We start from the raw sequence: 15,956 nt of genomic DNA on the forward strand, positions 1-15,956 counted from the left end.
AGAGATTGCTACATGTCTCAGGAATTCGTAACTGTAGCCATATTGGCTAAGGACAAAGCGCATGTTTTGCCTTTGTATTTGGATATGATTGAACAGCAAACGTATCCCTCCTCTCAAATAAATCTCTATATCCGGACCAATAACAATAACGATGGCACCACAGAGATGTTGAAAACATGGCTCGATCGGGTGAAAGATGCCTATCATGAAGTCTATTTCGACGATTGTGATGTGGAAGAGCCTGTACAGAACTACGGACCCCGTGAGTGGAATCCCCTCAAGCTTAAAGTGTTGGGCAGGATCCGGCAAGAATCCATACAGTGGGCGATGGATCGGGGCACCCACTATTTTGTGGCGGATTGCGACAATTTCATTGCACCGGATACGATTGAACGGTTGCTGAATACGGAAATGCCGGTGATCGGACCCTTATTAAAAGTAGCTGAGAGACCGCAAAGCCATTACGCCAACTTTCATCATCAGGTCGATGAGAGGGGTTATATGAAAGCGTCCACCCAATACTATGAAATCCTTTACGGGGCGCTCAAGGGATTGGTTCAAGTGAATGTCATTAATTGCACGTACTTCATCCGCAACGAATTTTTACGATATGTGCGCTATGACGATGAAAGCGGCCGCTATGATTATGTGATTTTCAGCGATGGGTTGAGAAAAGCCGGGATTCCCCAGTACCTCGACAACCGGCGCTGTAACGGAGCGGTCACATTTGTGGACACAACTGAAGACTTTGTGTCCAAGAACGTGGAACGGAATTTTTACGAGCTTGCAGGTTTGCAGATGGAAGTGAAGCATTCGAGCCAGCCAACCTCAAAGGATGCAGAGGAAGAAGAGGCTGCGATGAGTCCGCCGCCGGCATTCAAGGCGGTTGGGGAAGGCACGCAAGTGCAGCCCGGCGGTGTGGTGGACGGGGCGGAGCATATAACAATGGGCCGTCAAGTGTCAGTGCAGGCTCCTTATTGGTTGACTGCACGAGTCGGTTCGGATCACAACGAGGCTTCTCCGCCGCTGCTTTCGATGGGGGACGGATGTACAATCAGTTCCGGCCTGGTCATGGACGCTTCCCGTTCCGTCAAGCTGGAGTGCAACGTCATGATTGGTCCTAACGTGTATATCACGGATAAAATTCCGGCTCAGTTGCGGGATGATCCGTTTCTCATGCGATATGAAGACCGCCCGGCGGGTGAGCTGACCATCGGCTCAGGCACGGTCCTGGATGGCGGCGTGGTGGTGGAAGGCAGCTTGCGTATCGGCAGAGGCTGTATTATCCGTTCGAACAGTGTGGTGCTGCAGGATATTCCCGACTATTGTGAAGCATCCGGCAATCCGGCCAGGATCACCCGGGTTTACATGCCGTATCCGGGGGAATGGGTTGCCGTCGCTAGCAGGGAGGAGGCTGACATGCTGCTGGAGCAGCGCCGGAGCCAGCCCTTCTTATCGATCTGTATTCCTACCTATAACCGTGCCGCCTGTCTGGATCAATGATTGCAGTCGATATTCTCACAAATTGGGGATACCCCGCTGATCGAAGTAGATGTGTCCGATAACGCCTCAACCGATGAGACGCCTGAGGTCGTCCGGCGGTATATGGAGACGTACTCCAATTTGCGTTATTCCCGCAATGATGAGAACCTGGGGCCGGACCCCAATATATTAAAGTTGCTGGATGAGGCGCGCGGGTTATTCATCAAGCTGCATGGAGACGATAATTATTTTGTGGAGAACAGCATCTGGCCGCTGCTGTCCCTCACCCGCCGGAACGCCGATTGCGGACTTATCCATATTAATGTGCTGAATGGAGACGGCAATGTTATTCGCGGAGAAGGTGCTGAATCGTACTTGGGACAGATTAGCTTTGCAGCCACCTACCTTCCATCTTTGATTCTGCGGCGGGCGGACTGGCACAAGATTGAAGACAAGACACGTTTCACTGGTAGCTGGATTATTCAGTTTTATTTTGTACTCAACCTTCTGTGCAGTACCAATCCGAAGTTTGCCATTTTCAATTCCGTCATGTTTGCCAGTCCGCCCAAGTCCAATGAGCCAAGAGAACACACCATGGGGAAGGTCTTTATCCGGAACTACCTGAACATCTTGGGCCATTTTGTCGGCAGGGGCCTGAGTGAGGAAGCGTTCAAACGCGATAAGCATTGGCTCCTGCACGCTTACCTAATGCCGCAGTATGAGTGGAATCTCCGTCATTTTGCGCCGGAGTACACGGCGGACGTTGTGGAGATCTTTATGGAATGCTATAAGGATGAGCCTTATTACCCAGATACACTGGCATTCCAAAGTGTGAAATGACGCGGACATATGGAGGGTTTCTTCAGTCGCATTGAAGAACCCTCTTTTTTTGTGAAATCACATGATCCCTTTAAATTGGAAGTAATGGCCATGAGGATCGTATTAAAGCTCATGCGGATTTTATAAGAAGAATTAGTATAAGCAGCAGTTATGGTCTATGAATAATACATACAAAAAACAAAATTTGGGCAGTGTTATATGCTTTATTTCTATACCACAGTAAAAAATAGAAACAGCCGTTGTATAGAAAAAGTTCAGAAAAAATGGCGGTGTATATAAGCAGCAGAAGCACAGGAAATGTAGCTCATGGTCGGCAGGTACAGAATCCGTGGCGGACCAGGGGCAGGAGCTACAATTCCGTTTTGCTAAAGACCAAACAATGATATAGATTTTCAGCGAAGCTAAAGGAGGAACGACAGGCCATAACAAGAGCTGCATGGGCAACAATGAGCAGCGGACAAAGCTTTCCAGCCGGTGCTCCAGTGTTGTGGCAGGATTCCCCGTGTGAAGGAGAATCCTCAGCTCTCTTAAGGAGATGGAATGGCACGGTTGCAGTTTAAGCCAGATAACCTTGCACGCTGGACGGCAAACGGATTCGCGACTTCCGCTTGCCTCTGTGCGGGTCTATCTGGAAGCGATGCACTCACTCATCCGATGGATGTTATCTATATTTAAAGGTGTAGATCCCGGAAGCTGAAATGGTCGGGATATTCACCGAATTTTAGATTTTATTATGCATGTTTGTTCCACAGCTTGGCCGTCATGAACCAACTCCCGCCTTGGCGTGTCCATAACGCTTGATTGTTACTCTCTCTTTGCCTGTCCGCTCTGCTACATCATATTCGCCTAAAAATAATATATGCTTCGGATCGTACTCCAAATTTTTTGTAGCTGGAAATATGCACGAACTCGGCTCTGGCAGCTAGGCTCGCAAGCAAGCGAATCCAAAAGAGATAATGAAAAGGAAGCAGCGCACTAGCTGCTTCCTTTTTTGCGGGGTGTGGGGCGTGCCCAGATTGAGGTGGTGTAAGCGGAAGTGGCAGAGTTAAATCATGGGTTGCCTCGATTGCGACAAGCTGACGGCAACTTCAAGAATGATATCTTCCTGACCGGCAACGACCTTTCTTTTTCCCAGTTCGTAAAATATGTCTTTGGGATCGACATTGTACTTCTTGGCAATCCGGTCAACAGGCTTTGCGAAGCCGGAGAATACGCCCGTAAGTCCGCTGACAATACTTGTTGAATTGACGTACGGCACTTTCAGGAAACTGTCCTCGGCCGTATCCGCGGCATCCAGCAGCTTGAATAAGTCGATTCCTGTCTCATAGCCCATTTTCTCCATAACAGCAATTAGAATCTCCAACTGCGCATTGCCGGCCCCTGCTCCGAAGCCTCTCATGGTCCCGTCCAGGATGGTCGCTCCCGCTTCGAGCGCGGTCATGGAATTGGCAATGGCCATTCCCAGATTGTTGTGGGCGTGAAAACCGACGGGGATATCCAGCGCGGCAACAAGAACACTGATTCTGCTCTTCACGGTATCGGGAAGGTAGGCTCCGGCAGAATCCATAATAATAATGCCCTGAGCCCCATAACCCTGCATCTTGCAGGCTTCCGCCGCCAATTCGGAGGGTGGCGCCATATGCGACATCATGAGCACGCCGTGCACCTCCCGCTCCCGATTGCGGCAATATTCAATATGACGCTTTGTGATGTCCGCTTCCGTACAGTGTGATGCCACCCGAATGACATCAACTCCGATATCCAGCGCGTTCTTCAGATCTTTATTGATGGTTGCGAACCCGGGAATGACATGAATGCCCAGCCTGGTTTTATTTAAGATATTACGGCAGGTTTCCAGCATCTGTGTGTCCGAAAGGGAGCTTTCGCCCAATTGAAGCGACGAAGCGCCAAGTCCGTTGCCATGCCCGACTTCGATGATCGGGATTCCCGCCTCTTCAGCAAGCTCTGCATACAAAGTTAATTGTTGAGTGTTCAATTGATGTTGAATCGCATGTGAACCGTCTCTGAGCGTTGGGTCACTGATGAGAACACGCTTCATTTACGCTTCCTCCATATACGAACGTTTTCTGGCATATTCTTCAGCCATTGCAATCGCGGCACAATTAATAATATCCAGATTTCCGGCGTAGGGAGGAAGATAATCACCCAGTCCTTCCACCCTGACCATGATGACAATCCTGCCGTTCTCAAGCGTTGGGGGAACAATCAATTGATAGCCCGGCACATATTTCTGTAAAATACACACCATTTCATTTGTGCGGCGTCTCAGGCTCTCCATATCGGGATTCTGCACTAATGCAAAGACAGTAGATTGCATATGGATACAGGGATCGGCGGGATTTAAATTCAGGATCGCCTTCGCCCTGCCGCAGCCCGAGAACTGAGTAATTCCCCTTTCGGTCGTCTCGATATACTCATCCAGATTATGGCGGGTCGCAGGCCCCGCGCTTTTGGACGATATGCTGGAGACTACTTCAATATACTCGACGTCCCGCTGGGTTTGACCGATCGCGTAGGCGAGCGGAATCGAAGCCTGCCCTCCGCAGGTGACCATGTTCACATTCTGCAGTGTGAGACAATGCTCCATATTTACGGCAGGGACGCACATTCCACCGATATTCGAAGGTGTCATGTCAATGACAACCTTGTTTAATTGCTTGAGGAGCGGGGCATGAACATGATGATCCTGAGCCGATGTGGCATCGAATACAAGCTCGAAACGATCAGCGGCATCAATCAATGCATTGATGCCGCGGTCCGATGTGTGCACCTTCAAGTCTTTCGCTTTTTGCATGCCGGGCGATTGAAGGTTTCTTCCTGCGAATAGTACGCATTCCAACTGCCTGGAGCGCATGATCTTAATCAGCAGGTCTGTTCCTATATTTCCACTCCCGATAATGGCCACTTTCATTTTATGAGCCATCATTATCGGCCCCTCCGTGATGAAAGGGACTATCTCATGTAATGGCATAAGTAATGCAACCCCTTAATCACTTATGATCGCTTTGAAACGAAGAACCGAATCCAATCGGTTTGATTTGACCTGTGTCACGGGATTCCTGCCAACGAGGCATGGTTCTCACTGTGGAGAAAGATAAAATTGGTCTCCACCGTTTGATCATTAATTTCTTCAATGGGAACCATTTTCCCCGCTGTAAAAACAAAGCACCGGTATCCGAGGTTTCCAAGGATGTGCAGGACATCATTGGGATGGTAATTAAACTTTGCAGCCCACTTGCGCAGCAATTCCAGAAACAAAATCGGTTTATGCCGCTGGATGACCTCCAACCCGCTCTCCACGACCAGAAGCTCCGCTCCCTCGACATCACATTTAATAAAATCAATCGGCCCAGGTATTTCGTCTATATAGGAATTCAGTCGGCGAAACTGACATTCCACCAGTTCAACCTTTTCATGACCGGACAAGTTTTTTAATGAACTGTTTCCGGAACCTCCCTTATAGAAATAAACAGGAAATGTACCTTCCTGATTGGAAAGACCGACATTATAAGCGGTAACATTAGTCACATGATTCAGCGCAAGGTTTTGCTGCAGATATTCGAATGTCGCAGGGATCGGTTCAAAAGCATATACCTGGCTATCCGGATACTGCCTTGCCAATTGTAGTGAGTAGAAGCCGCAATTTGCTCCAATATCCAGAATGGTGGAGCTTGTAGAAAGCATGTTAAATATACCTTTCAGTTCGTTTTGCTCATAGTCCCCAAAATTAAGCATTTCAATGGGAACCGTCCGCTGATCATTCGGATTGCATAGAAATTGGAATCCATGCTCTCTCGTGGTCATGAGGACTTTGCCGTCCATAATTTCAATCTTGGCAATATTCGTATCCTGCAAATAGCTGCTGTAGGCGAACAAGAGCTGATGATATTTTTCATGCATGGTTGCGATATAGTCTGGCTTGAGCAGGGTTCCGTTCATATGCTCATTTCTTTCAGAAAATAATGGAGTCGTCAACACGATTCCTTCCCTTCTATAATGTATTGGAATAACTGTTAATCGTTCTCTGAAATCCTTCGGCTATTCCAATCAATGGACGCCAGCCGAGCTCCATAGCCTTGGTTATGCTCGGAACAGTTTTCTTGATCGTACTCTGCATATAATGTGCGGAGTGTTCGGCTCGCACTACTTTTAACCCTAGCTCCGGGAACAGGCTGACCAAGGTTTCGGCCAATTCGACGATACTTACTGCCGCATCGGGATTGCCGATATTATAAGCCTCCGCATCTTTCCCCTTCAGAAGAAGAGTGAAGAAGCCTGCCGTTGCATCGGTCAAGTAACAAAAGGATCTGATATGCTTGCCTTCGCTGGTCATGACAATATCCTTGCGCCTCACGATATTGCTGACGAAATCGGCGAACACTCTTCCATCGTTCAGTTTCATTCCAGGGCCGTAAGTATGATAAGTCCGTGCGACTTTAACCGGAATTCCATATTGATGATGCCAGCATATGCACATGGTCTCAGCCATTCGCTTGCTCTCCGCATAACAGGACCGCACGCTCATCGGATTCAAATAGCCGTAGTCGCTCTCTCTGGTGGGGATACATGCCTCGGAAACTTCTCCATAAATCTCCCCGGCGCTTATGAACAGGAAGGATTGCGTTTTTTTCTCTCTAGCAAGCCTAAGCATATTGGCGGTTCCCATAATATTGGCGGATAAAGTGCCGACAGGATCAACGCCGTAATACTTGGGGCTTGCTTGACTGGCTGCGTGAATAATGAAGTCTACATTTCCATTCACGTTAACAGGCTCGCATACATCCTGAACAAGCAGTTCCAAACGGGCATCATCCCGATAGGCCGAGAACCGCTCCCTGGCATACTCCTCATTCCTGACCAGGGCCAGAATATGCACAGGCTTATCAATAAGCTGCCGTTGGTTCAAATACATCAGCGTATCCACCATGTAAGAAGGGATCAGGCCGCTGGCTCCTGTAATGAGAACCGTGCTACCGGAGAACTTCTCCCATGGCAAGTCGAACCCGATAATCGTTTTAAGGTCTTGCTCGAGTACATCGTGGTCCATTCCGTATCATTCATCTCCTTCCTCTTGAGCAAACCTTCATTCCAGACAGTTGGATTCGTATTCTTCTTTGGAGAGAAATGGGAACATATCGGCATAAGGCGCGGAAACCATCGTACCATCGTCCAGTTTCCGGGACGCCACTCTGGGGATGAGCAATTGATCAGGTGGTGTCATAACTTCGCAGATCATGGGGCCCTCACACCGGATCAAATCTTCGATTTTACGATCCAATTCGTGAAGTCTTGAAATCTTCAAATACCCCAGGCCAAACGTATCGGCAATCCTGTCGAACGGAACGAAGCTCAAGCCGGATGCGGGACCTTCTCCAATGAAACGCCCCTCCATAAAGTTGTTTTGTGTGTGCCGTATCAGCAAATAGCCGTTATTATTGAACAGGATAAACTTGACCGGAAGCTTATGATGGCGAATCGTCTGCAGCTCCTGCAGATTCATCTGGAACGACCCGTCTCCCGTAATGCAATACACCTCCCGGCGACCGGCCGCCACCGATGCGCCTACTGCTGCGGGAGTATACCCCATAGTGGATAGGCCACCGGTGATAATATGCCTTTGTCCTTCTTTGACCTTGAAAGCCTGTGCATGTACGTGGAAACAGGAGCCTGTATCCACAACAAACAGTGCTTCCTTGGGCGCCTGTTCGGAGAATCTGGTCATAAACCGATAGGAATTGATTCCGTGGGTGTCATCGTCGTACTCCGGTAAATCGACGGGATAACGTCGCTTCCAATGCTGGGTTTGTGCGACCCAGGCAGGATAGAGTTGCGCAGAGTCCCACGCTAAAGCCATCCTGGCAAAAAATGCAGCGGCGTCTCCGTGGATGGGGATATCCGGAATCACTGAGGGTTTATCAAGCTCTTGCTTATCGATATCCACATGTACCATGGTTGCCTTCTTGGCAAACTCGTCATAGTCATAACCGACAAGACCTATTCCTAATCTGCAGCCGACGGTAATCAATAGGTCGCAATTTTGTACCGCAAAATTCGCTGCCCGGTCACCATATGTACCCGGCCGGCCGACGAAGAGAGGATGATCGTGATCGATCAGATCCATCCCGAGCCGCGAGGTGAGTATGGGAATCTGCGCTTTTTCCGTAAAGTTACGGAAGGCTTCAATTGCGGCGGCAGTTCGGACACCTGCTCCCACCAATACACACGGCCGGCTGCTGTTCTTCAGAGCCGTTGTTACCTGCTGAATCTGCTGTGTCGTAATTTCCGGGACTTCCTCCACCTCTGACACATAACCGGTGAATGAATCAGGATCAAAGGCAGCCCCCTGCAAATCAACTGGCACCTCCAAATAAACCGGGCCCACGCGTCCATTTCTGGCGAGAAAAATACATTTCTCCACCTCATACCTTACCTGACTTATATCCTCCAGTCTCACCGCGTATTTCGTGATCTGCTTGAATATAGACAATGAATCGAACCCCTGCAAGGCAAATTGCCTGGGGCCTTTTACCCTGGCTAATGAAACCTTAGAGTTGCCGGCGACAATCACCATCGGGGAGGAGTCAACAAAGGCTCCCGCTGCGCCAGTTATCGTATTCAGAGCCCCCGGGCCTGCAGTGACGTAAGCGACGCCCAGCGTGCCTGTCAAACGGCCGTATGCCTCTGCGGCCATCGTCGCCGCCTGCTCGTGGTGACAGCAAATATAAGTCTGCTGTTCATGCTGGTATAAAGCATCGGTCAAATGCATAATCATTCCTCCTGTGACGAGGAACACGGTTTCACCGCCTGCTTTATACAAAGAATGTGTTATATAATCCGCAACTCTCATTTTCAAATCGTTGCACCTCTTTTCGATCGGCGTCAATGGATGGCCCTTTTTTTTAAAGCATTATATGTGTCCAATCACTCATTGGTTCATCCGGTTCTGTAGCGGAATAAAATTATTTCCTGATACACATGACCAGTAGTCCGCACATATACTGTACAAAAATCTTGAAAACATCAAAGCAGTTACTTCACAACTCCAGTTCATAACTTTTTTAGATATTATAAGGAAATGAGAGGGAAGACGATGGCAGAAGAGAACTACTCCGTTTGCTTCGTGACCTGTGTGAATGATGAAGAAATGTACACATTATGCCTGCAGCACATTCAGTCTCTGTTTGTGCCGCCAGGCGTTCATGTTGAATGCGTCGCCGTCAGGGGGGCGGCCAACCTCGCGTCCGGATATAATCAGGCCATGCGCAATTCACACGCGAAGTACAAGGTCTATTTGCACCAGGATGCGTATATATTGAACCGCAACTTTCTTTACGATCTGCTTGGTTTGTTTAAAAAGTATCCGCAGTTGGGCCTGGCCGGACTCGTTGGTTCAGGAAGTCTGCCAACGAATGCTGTCTGGTGGGAATCTGGTGAGCTGTTTGGAAAAGTACTTGAGTACCGCAGCACGTATAATTATTTAAAATTCACCGATGCAGGGGGCCCGTATCAAAGCGCAGCTGCAGTTGATGGTTTGTTGATAGCGACTCAGTATGACATTCCATGGCGGGAAGACATTTTTGACGGCTGGCATTTTTACGATGTATCCCAATCCTGTGAGTTCAAAAGGAAAGGCTATACAGTGGGCATTCTGCCTCAGGCTGAACCGTGGGTACTTCATGCTTGTGGAGTCATGTATACGGATGATGTCTATTACCGTTACAGGGACAGATTCCTGCTCGAGTATGGGCAAGATCCAACCGCATTTGGGCCTAATTAGGGAAAACGACTCTTTGGCCGCTAACTCAGGTATCAGGCCTCTGATACAAAAACAAGGGAGCAAAGAAGACCGGTGTGATCTTGTCTTACCTGGTTTGGTTTTCCTTGCTCCCATTATTAGCTTTACTGGCTGTTTCAATATGCCCAATGGCCCTCGTTTATTTCCTGACTTCGAGGAAGACAGTACAGACACTGTAAGCAGGCTGGCTGAAGAACCTGAGTATGAGTGAGTTTGCCTGCTTTATGCATACGAGTCTAAGCCTTTTTTTATTCCAGCCATGTTCTCGACTTCTATCTCAACGTGAAAGCTAGCAAGAGCCTTGTCTCGGTACTAACCAAGGCCCAGATGTTCATTCCTTTTTTTAAACTCCGTTATTGTCCCATACCTCCAAGTACGCAGATGAATAAACTGAATTGATCCTAACGGAAGGGGTGATTGAATTGTCTCAGGCTAATATACCGAATATTACACCAACGATCACGATCACAAGAGAAGATGCGATTACGCTGCTCATTGTATCCATCGCGATGGAGGAGCTGGGATTAAGCCACATTTTGAACGCTGAAGGCGAGAAGTTGCAATATGTACTGGGTACCCTGTCTGACACAATACCACCACCAAATGTAACTCTCGATGTTTTATTAGCAGTAAATGACAGTATTCGTAAAACCATTAAAGAAACCACAAAGAAAGATTGGATACTGAGCAACAAATTGCAGAAGGCGCTGTGTGCTTCCAAAATATGAGCCCGTTGGCTCGATGGATACCATTTGAAGCTAAAGCTTGAAACCTGGAGAGATGCCAATCGGGAACAATCCCCTCTGATTGGCATCCATCTTCATTCGATAGCAACGTTTAAACCCGGGGGAACCAGCTATCCTATAGGGCAGCTGGCTGTACCCCGGGCCATTGTGCTTCGCCCAGGCGATTGCCATACGGATTGAGCAGGATTTTAAATGAAAACAAAATTATTAACTATTAATATTTATGTTGAAGATAAAGCGGCCGTATGCTATATTCATTGTGCATAAAAAGGTAATGATCAGGTTTGCAAATGCCGAATTTTTCTTATCGAGAGAGGATGGTATCCATGGCAACAACAGGTCTGAAAGCCAAAATGATCGTTGATAAATCTTTCCGGATTGCCGAGGTGGATAAACGCATTTATGGCTCCTTTATTGAGCATTTGGGCCGCGCGGTGTATGGGGGGATTTACGAGCCGTCTCATCCGTCCGCTGATGAAAGCGGTTTCCGTAAAGATGTAAAGGAACTGGTCAAGCAACTGGATGTGCCGATTATCCGTTACCCTGGCGGGAACTTTGTCTCAGGCTACAATTGGGAGGATGGCGTCGGTCCTGTTGAATCCCGGCCGCAGCGGCTGGAGCTGGCCTGGAGAACGGTGGAGCCGAATGAAGTAGGCACGAACGAATTTATAAAATGGGCCAAAGAAGCCGGTTCGGAGGTCATGATGGCCGTCAATCTCGGCACACGTGGCATTGACGCTGCCCGCAATCTGGTGGAATACTGCAACCATCCGGGAGGCTCCAGGTACAGCGACCTGCGCCGCAGTCATGGGGTAGAGCAGCCGCACCGGATTAAAACATGGTGTCTCGGCAATGAAATGGACGGGCCGTGGCAGATCGGGCACAAGACGGCGGAGGAATACGGCAGATTGGCGCTGGAATCAGCGAAAGCCATGAGGCTGATCGACCCTGATATTGAACTGGTATCCTGCGGCAGCTCAAGCTCCGCTATGCCTACCTTCCCGGAATGGGAGGCAACGACCCTCGATCATACGTATGATGCAGTTGATTACATATCCCTGCACCAGTACTACGGCAACAGAGACAACGATACCCCCAACTATCTTGCGCGTTCTATGGATATGGACCATTTTATTCATACGGTCATTTCCACATGTGATTACATTAAGGCGAAGAAGCGCAGCAAGAAAAAAATGATGCTCAGCTTTGACGAGTGGAACGTCTGGTATCATTCCAATGAAGCGGACAGCAAAATTGAACCGTGGACGATCGCTCCTCCGCAACTGGAGGATATTTATAATTTTGAGGATGCGCTGCTGGTTGGCAGCATGCTGATTACGTTCCTTCGCCACGCGGACCGCGTGAAAATGGCCTGCCTTGCGCAGCTCGTCAACGTGATCGCTCCGATTATGACGGAGAACAACGGCCGTGCCTGGAAGCAGACGATTTTCTATCCTTATATGCATGCTTCCCAATTCGGGCGGGGTGTGTCCTTGATGCCTGTAGTGGATTCCCCGAAATATGACGCCAAGGATTTCACCGATGTTCCTTATCTGGATAGCGCTGTTGTATATGATGAGGCGGAAGAGGCGCTGACCCTCTTCGCGGTGAATCGTCATCTGACCGAGGCTTTGGACCTGACATGCGACGTGCGCAGCTTCGAGGGATACAGCATCGTGGAGCATATTGTGATGGAGCATGAGGATCTCAAAGCAGTGAACGGCCCGGGCGAGGAAAAGGTAGCTCCCCGCAGCGGCGGAAGCGCCAAGCTGGATGGCGGCATCGTAACCGCCCATCTGGGTAAAGCGTCCTGGAATGTGATCCGCTTGCGTAAAGCGCAGTAATTTTGGCACAAATATTAGAGTGAAATGTATGGGACTGCGAAAGCCCGCTACTCCATGAGTTGCGGGCTTTCAGCGGATTATCTGTAGATCCACGTCAATCATTTTAGTTTGATGAATCGCCGTTGCCTGGTGCCTAATGCCTTTCCATACAGCTTTGCACGATTATCCCTTTTGATCAGAATGCGGGGGTTGGGGGCCTAGGGGAAGGAATAAAGAGAAACGAGAGAAAAGAAAAAAGAAGCAGCTCAAGTGGGATTTTTGGTTTTAAATAAGAACGCATGTTTGGTATTATGAGAAAAGAACTTACGTTCGTGGATTATGAATTCGCCGACTGCGCCTGTCCGAAGGGGAAGAAACGATGTGGCAGAAGTTACTGTACATGGGCGTGGCGATTCTGGCGATCCCTTACCGCCGACTGATCGCACGCCAACCGGTTCAGCCTCTTGCAGCAGCGGCCTAATTGCAGTACTTGAACGAGGAAAGGTGAGCATAAGGTGCATCGCTTGATCGGTGTGGGCTAATGTGGGCTAGTGTGGGCTACTATGAACGAGGAAATCGAAAAAATTCAGGTTCAAGCGGCAACGAGGACCAGGGTCTTTTTATGTTTTCGGTGTCTTGCTCCGCTCCTTCCTTCTCCCTCCTTCTCTCTCGGTCGGTTTCACATCACCTAAACGCTCTGCTTTCTCCAAAGAACGTCTCATGACCTCGAACCGATCTGCTTCTCCATAAGGCACGATCCAAAAAATAATAGACCTATTCAATGGTCCTAAATAGCGTAACAACGGGCATTTTCGTGCCTCATTTGATCCGTTATTTTCTTTAACGTGACTAAAGTATATTTTCGGTTCCCGGTTTTCTGTTTTCTTGACCTGATCCAACGGGATAATCGTGCAAAGCCCCTGAAAAGCGAGTATCACATGTCTTGCCACGATCGACGGGCGGCTTGACTGTCAAGCACTAGAAGGGGATTCGAATTCCTCAGAACCCATCAGCTACAAAGGTTGAAGTGGATTTGGGCTCTGCGAAAGTTGAGTTTTTAACATCCTCCATACACAGCCGGGGTACAATGATTCCAGGAAACAGTAATGAGGGAGGGCTTGCAGTGACCAAAACAGTGATCAATTTTGCCCATCGCGGGGCTTCAGGGACGTGTCCCGAAAATACAATGGCCGCTTTCCGGCGTGCGCTGGAACTGGGAGCGACAGGGATAGAGACGGATGTGCAACGGACACGTGACGGACGGCTTGTGCTGATCCATGACGAATATCTATTGCGCACGACTGGAGATGAACGGCTGGTTGAGGAAGTTACGGCAGAGGAAATCCGTGAGCTGGATGCGGGCTCCTGGTTTGGAGGAGCAGGTTCTCATTTCGAGCTTTAATCATTACTCGCTGGCAGAGTACAACAAAATCGCCCCCGAAATCCAGACTGGTGTTCTGTATATAGAAGGATTGTATCAGCCGTGGGAATATGCGCGTACGTTCGGCGCTACAGCCCTCCATCCGTATAAAGAGGTTGTCACCCCTGAATGGGTTGCCGCCGCTGCGGAGGCGGGTGTTAAGTACAATCCGTTCACGGTCAATGAAGCGGAGGACATGAAGGCGCTCATTGCGGCAGGCGTGAACGGGATTATTACGGACTATCCCGAGCTTCTACATGAACTACTTACGGCGAGTATGTCTTAAAATGATTTTTTGTTTTCATGATGCATCACGTTCCTTTCCTTGTCTGGAGCCGAACACCCAGAATCGGCTGCCTGTATAGTTGATGGTCAGTCCGGCGAGTGTTGCAATCAGCTTGCAGGCGAGAAGGGACCAGGAGGTTCCATGCAGGAGCCCTTCCAACACCACTGACGTACAGGCCAGTGTAATCAAATTTACAATGATAAAAGAGATCAGCTGCCTGGATTGCGGGGACTGGCTGCTGTTGCCGCGGAAGGTCCAGCCGCGGTTCAGCAGGTAGCTGTTGGCGGCGCCGCACAGATAAGAAACGATCTGTGCAGGCAGAGGCAGCATGCCTTCCCAGGTCAGCGCAATGAATACGATATAATCGATGCCGGTATTCAGCGCTCCGACTGTGCCGAAGCGAAGAAACTGACCGATGAAGGCTCTCATTGCCATCACGCGCCCTTGCCGGAGCTGCGGCCTGCATAAGCGCTGCCGCTTGCCCGTGATATTCTGCTGGCAGGCGCCGCTTCCAGGTGTCCCCGCCCTGTGGATGTGCCTGTATTCTCTGGCGCATAGGACGGGTCTTGCGGATCTTCCAGGCCGCCGCCGATCACACATTCACGGACGATGTACAGCGGACGCGCTTTGGTCTCGTCGTAGATTCGTCCCACGTATTCGCCAATAATGCCCAGCATGATCAGAATGACGCCATTGAAGATGAGCTGCAGACTGATCATGGAGGTCCAGCCTTTGGCCACCGTATCTGTGAACAGCTTCACGCCAATCGCGTAGATGAGAAACAGAAAACCGGCGAGCGAGAGCAGGGCGCCCAGATAGCCTGCAAGCTTCAGAGGCTTGTAGGAGAATGAGGCAATTCCGTCTAGGCAGAGCTTGATCATCCGCTTGAGCGGATATTTCGTCACGCCTGCCAGGCGTTCGTCACGCTCGTATTCGATGGCTGTCTGGCGGAAGCCGACCCAGCTTACCAATCCGCGTACGAACCTGTTGTTTTCCGGCAGCCGTTTCAGTTCCTCGACCACTCTGCGGTCCATCAGGCGGAAGTCCCCGGTATCCACCGGGATGGAAATTTCGGTGGATGCACGCAGTACGCGGTAGAACAGGCTGGCTGACCATTTTTTGAATAGGGTCTCCCCGTTGCGTTTGATCCGCTTGGCGTAAACCACATCAAAACCTTGCTGCCACTTGGCCGCCATATCCGCAATAAGCTCCGGAGGATCCTGGAGGTCGGCGTCAATGACGATGACCGCATCCCCAGAGGCGTAATCCATACCGGCCGTGATCGCCAGCTGATGGCCAAAGTTGCGGGAGAGATCAAGCAGCATGACCGTGTCGTCACTTCTGCCGAATTCCCGGATCATCGCTGCGCTTCTGTCCTTGCTGCCGTCATTTACAAAAATCAGCTCATAGGATCCGCCCATCCCGTTCATAACCTGCTTCAAGCGCCGGTAGGTCTCGGTAATGACCGCTTCCTCGTTATACATCGGTATGATTACGGAGTAGCGCACCTGCTTTGTGTTCCGTTGATCCGTCATGGTGATTC

The 15,956-nt window shown here is 49.6% G+C and carries 12 protein-coding genes and 1 pseudogene; 6 read left to right on the forward strand and 7 right to left on the reverse strand.

The annotated features are described in order from the left end of the window. Positions 1 to 12 precede the first annotated feature (12 nt). Positions 13 to 1,503: an acyltransferase gene (locus ACE5LO_RS19670; RefSeq protein WP_375521706.1), complete on the forward strand. Its 1,491-nt coding sequence runs from the start codon at positions 13 to 15 to the stop codon at positions 1,501 to 1,503. Beyond that, positions 1,504 to 2,322 carry a glycosyltransferase gene (locus tag ACE5LO_RS19675; RefSeq protein WP_375521707.1) on the forward strand — a complete coding sequence of 273 codons (819 nt, stop codon included), beginning with the start codon at positions 1,504 to 1,506 and terminating at the stop codon, positions 2,320 to 2,322. It begins immediately after the preceding gene. Between the two features lie 1,045 nt (positions 2,323 to 3,367). Here the strand turns inward: ACE5LO_RS19675 and dmpG are convergent. The 5 genes from dmpG to ACE5LO_RS19700 form a co-directional block, all read right to left on the reverse strand. Then, positions 3,368 to 4,381 (reverse strand): 4-hydroxy-2-oxovalerate aldolase, encoded by a 1,014-nt coding sequence (gene dmpG, locus ACE5LO_RS19680; RefSeq protein WP_375521708.1) that lies wholly within the window; start codon positions 4,379 to 4,381, stop codon positions 3,368 to 3,370. Continuing rightward, a complete protein-coding gene (locus ACE5LO_RS19685) occupies positions 4,382 to 5,269 on the reverse strand; it encodes an acetaldehyde dehydrogenase (acetylating) (protein WP_375521709.1) in 888 nt (295 codons plus the stop codon). A gap of 122 nt (positions 5,270 to 5,391) precedes the next feature. Then, the gene (locus ACE5LO_RS19690; RefSeq protein WP_375521710.1) at positions 5,392 to 6,321 is read right to left on the reverse strand and encodes an FkbM family methyltransferase; all 930 of its coding nucleotides are present in this window, start codon (positions 6,319 to 6,321) and stop codon (positions 5,392 to 5,394) included. 13 nt (positions 6,322 to 6,334) lie between these two features. Continuing rightward, positions 6,335 to 7,390 (reverse strand): NAD-dependent epimerase/dehydratase family protein, encoded by a 1,056-nt coding sequence (locus ACE5LO_RS19695; RefSeq protein ID WP_375521711.1) that lies wholly within the window; start codon positions 7,388 to 7,390, stop codon positions 6,335 to 6,337. Positions 7,391 to 7,426: 36 nt separating this feature from the next. Beyond that, a complete protein-coding gene (locus tag ACE5LO_RS19700) occupies positions 7,427 to 9,190 on the reverse strand; it encodes a thiamine pyrophosphate-binding protein (protein WP_375521734.1) in 1,764 nt (587 codons plus the stop codon). Positions 9,191 to 9,433: 243 nt separating this feature from the next. On the opposite strand from ACE5LO_RS19700, the gene ACE5LO_RS19705 reads away from it, so the two are divergent. The 4 genes and pseudogenes from ACE5LO_RS19705 to ACE5LO_RS19720 all read left to right on the forward strand — a co-directional run bounded on the left by ACE5LO_RS19705 (position 9,434) and on the right by ACE5LO_RS19720 (position 14,413). Next, positions 9,434 to 10,120, forward strand: coding sequence for a glycosyltransferase family protein (locus ACE5LO_RS19705; protein WP_375521712.1), 687 nt, complete (start codon positions 9,434 to 9,436; stop codon positions 10,118 to 10,120). A gap of 440 nt (positions 10,121 to 10,560) precedes the next feature. Further along, a complete protein-coding gene (locus ACE5LO_RS19710; protein ID WP_375521713.1) occupies positions 10,561 to 10,866 on the forward strand; it encodes an alpha-helical endospore appendage domain-containing protein in 306 nt (101 codons plus the stop codon). A 344-nt stretch (positions 10,867 to 11,210) separates the two neighbouring features. Then, positions 11,211 to 12,728, forward strand: coding sequence for an arabinosylfuranosidase ArfA (gene arfA / locus ACE5LO_RS19715; protein ID WP_375521714.1), 1,518 nt, complete (start codon positions 11,211 to 11,213; stop codon positions 12,726 to 12,728). A gap of 1,066 nt (positions 12,729 to 13,794) precedes the next feature. Then, positions 13,795 to 14,413, forward strand: a pseudogene (locus ACE5LO_RS19720) (glycerophosphodiester phosphodiesterase). Between the two features lie 15 nt (positions 14,414 to 14,428). On the opposite strand, the gene ACE5LO_RS19725 reads toward ACE5LO_RS19720, so the two are convergent. Beyond that, positions 14,429 to 14,848: a GtrA family protein gene (locus ACE5LO_RS19725; protein WP_375521715.1), complete on the reverse strand. Its 420-nt coding sequence runs from the start codon at positions 14,846 to 14,848 to the stop codon at positions 14,429 to 14,431. Further along, positions 14,848 to 15,948: a glycosyltransferase family 2 protein gene (locus ACE5LO_RS19730; protein ID WP_375521716.1), complete on the reverse strand. Its 1,101-nt coding sequence runs from the start codon at positions 15,946 to 15,948 to the stop codon at positions 14,848 to 14,850. The genes ACE5LO_RS19725 and ACE5LO_RS19730 overlap by 1 nt, the downstream gene beginning before the upstream one ends. Positions 15,949 to 15,956 lie beyond the last annotated feature (8 nt).

This window comes from Paenibacillus medicaginis, from assembly GCF_042138635.1.
GTDB lineage: Bacteria > Bacillota > Bacilli > Paenibacillales > Paenibacillaceae > Paenibacillus > Paenibacillus medicaginis.

Excerpts from the sequence above, each read along its gene's own strand:
- dmpG (WP_375521708.1), bottom strand. The coding sequence starts at position 4,381 with ATGAAGCGTGTTCTCATCAGTGACCCAACGCTCAGAGACGGTTCACAT.
- ACE5LO_RS19685 (WP_375521709.1), bottom strand. The coding sequence starts at position 5,269 with ATGATGGCTCATAAAATGAAAGTGGCCATTATCGGGAGTGGAAATATA.
- ACE5LO_RS19730 (WP_375521716.1), bottom strand. The coding sequence starts at position 15,948 with ATGACGGATCAACGGAACACAAAGCAGGTGCGCTACTCCGTAATCATA.
- arfA (WP_375521714.1), top strand. The coding sequence starts at position 11,211 with ATGGCAACAACAGGTCTGAAAGCCAAAATGATCGTTGATAAATCTTTC.
- ACE5LO_RS19695 (WP_375521711.1), bottom strand. The coding sequence starts at position 7,390 with ATGGACCACGATGTACTCGAGCAAGACCTTAAAACGATTATCGGGTTC.
- ACE5LO_RS19725 (WP_375521715.1), bottom strand. The coding sequence starts at position 14,848 with ATGGCAATGAGAGCCTTCATCGGTCAGTTTCTTCGCTTCGGCACAGTC.
- ACE5LO_RS19705 (WP_375521712.1), top strand. The coding sequence starts at position 9,434 with ATGGCAGAAGAGAACTACTCCGTTTGCTTCGTGACCTGTGTGAATGAT.
- ACE5LO_RS19700 (WP_375521734.1), bottom strand. The coding sequence starts at position 9,190 with ATGAGAGTTGCGGATTATATAACACATTCTTTGTATAAAGCAGGCGGT.
- ACE5LO_RS19670 (WP_375521706.1), top strand. The coding sequence starts at position 13 with ATGTCTCAGGAATTCGTAACTGTAGCCATATTGGCTAAGGACAAAGCG.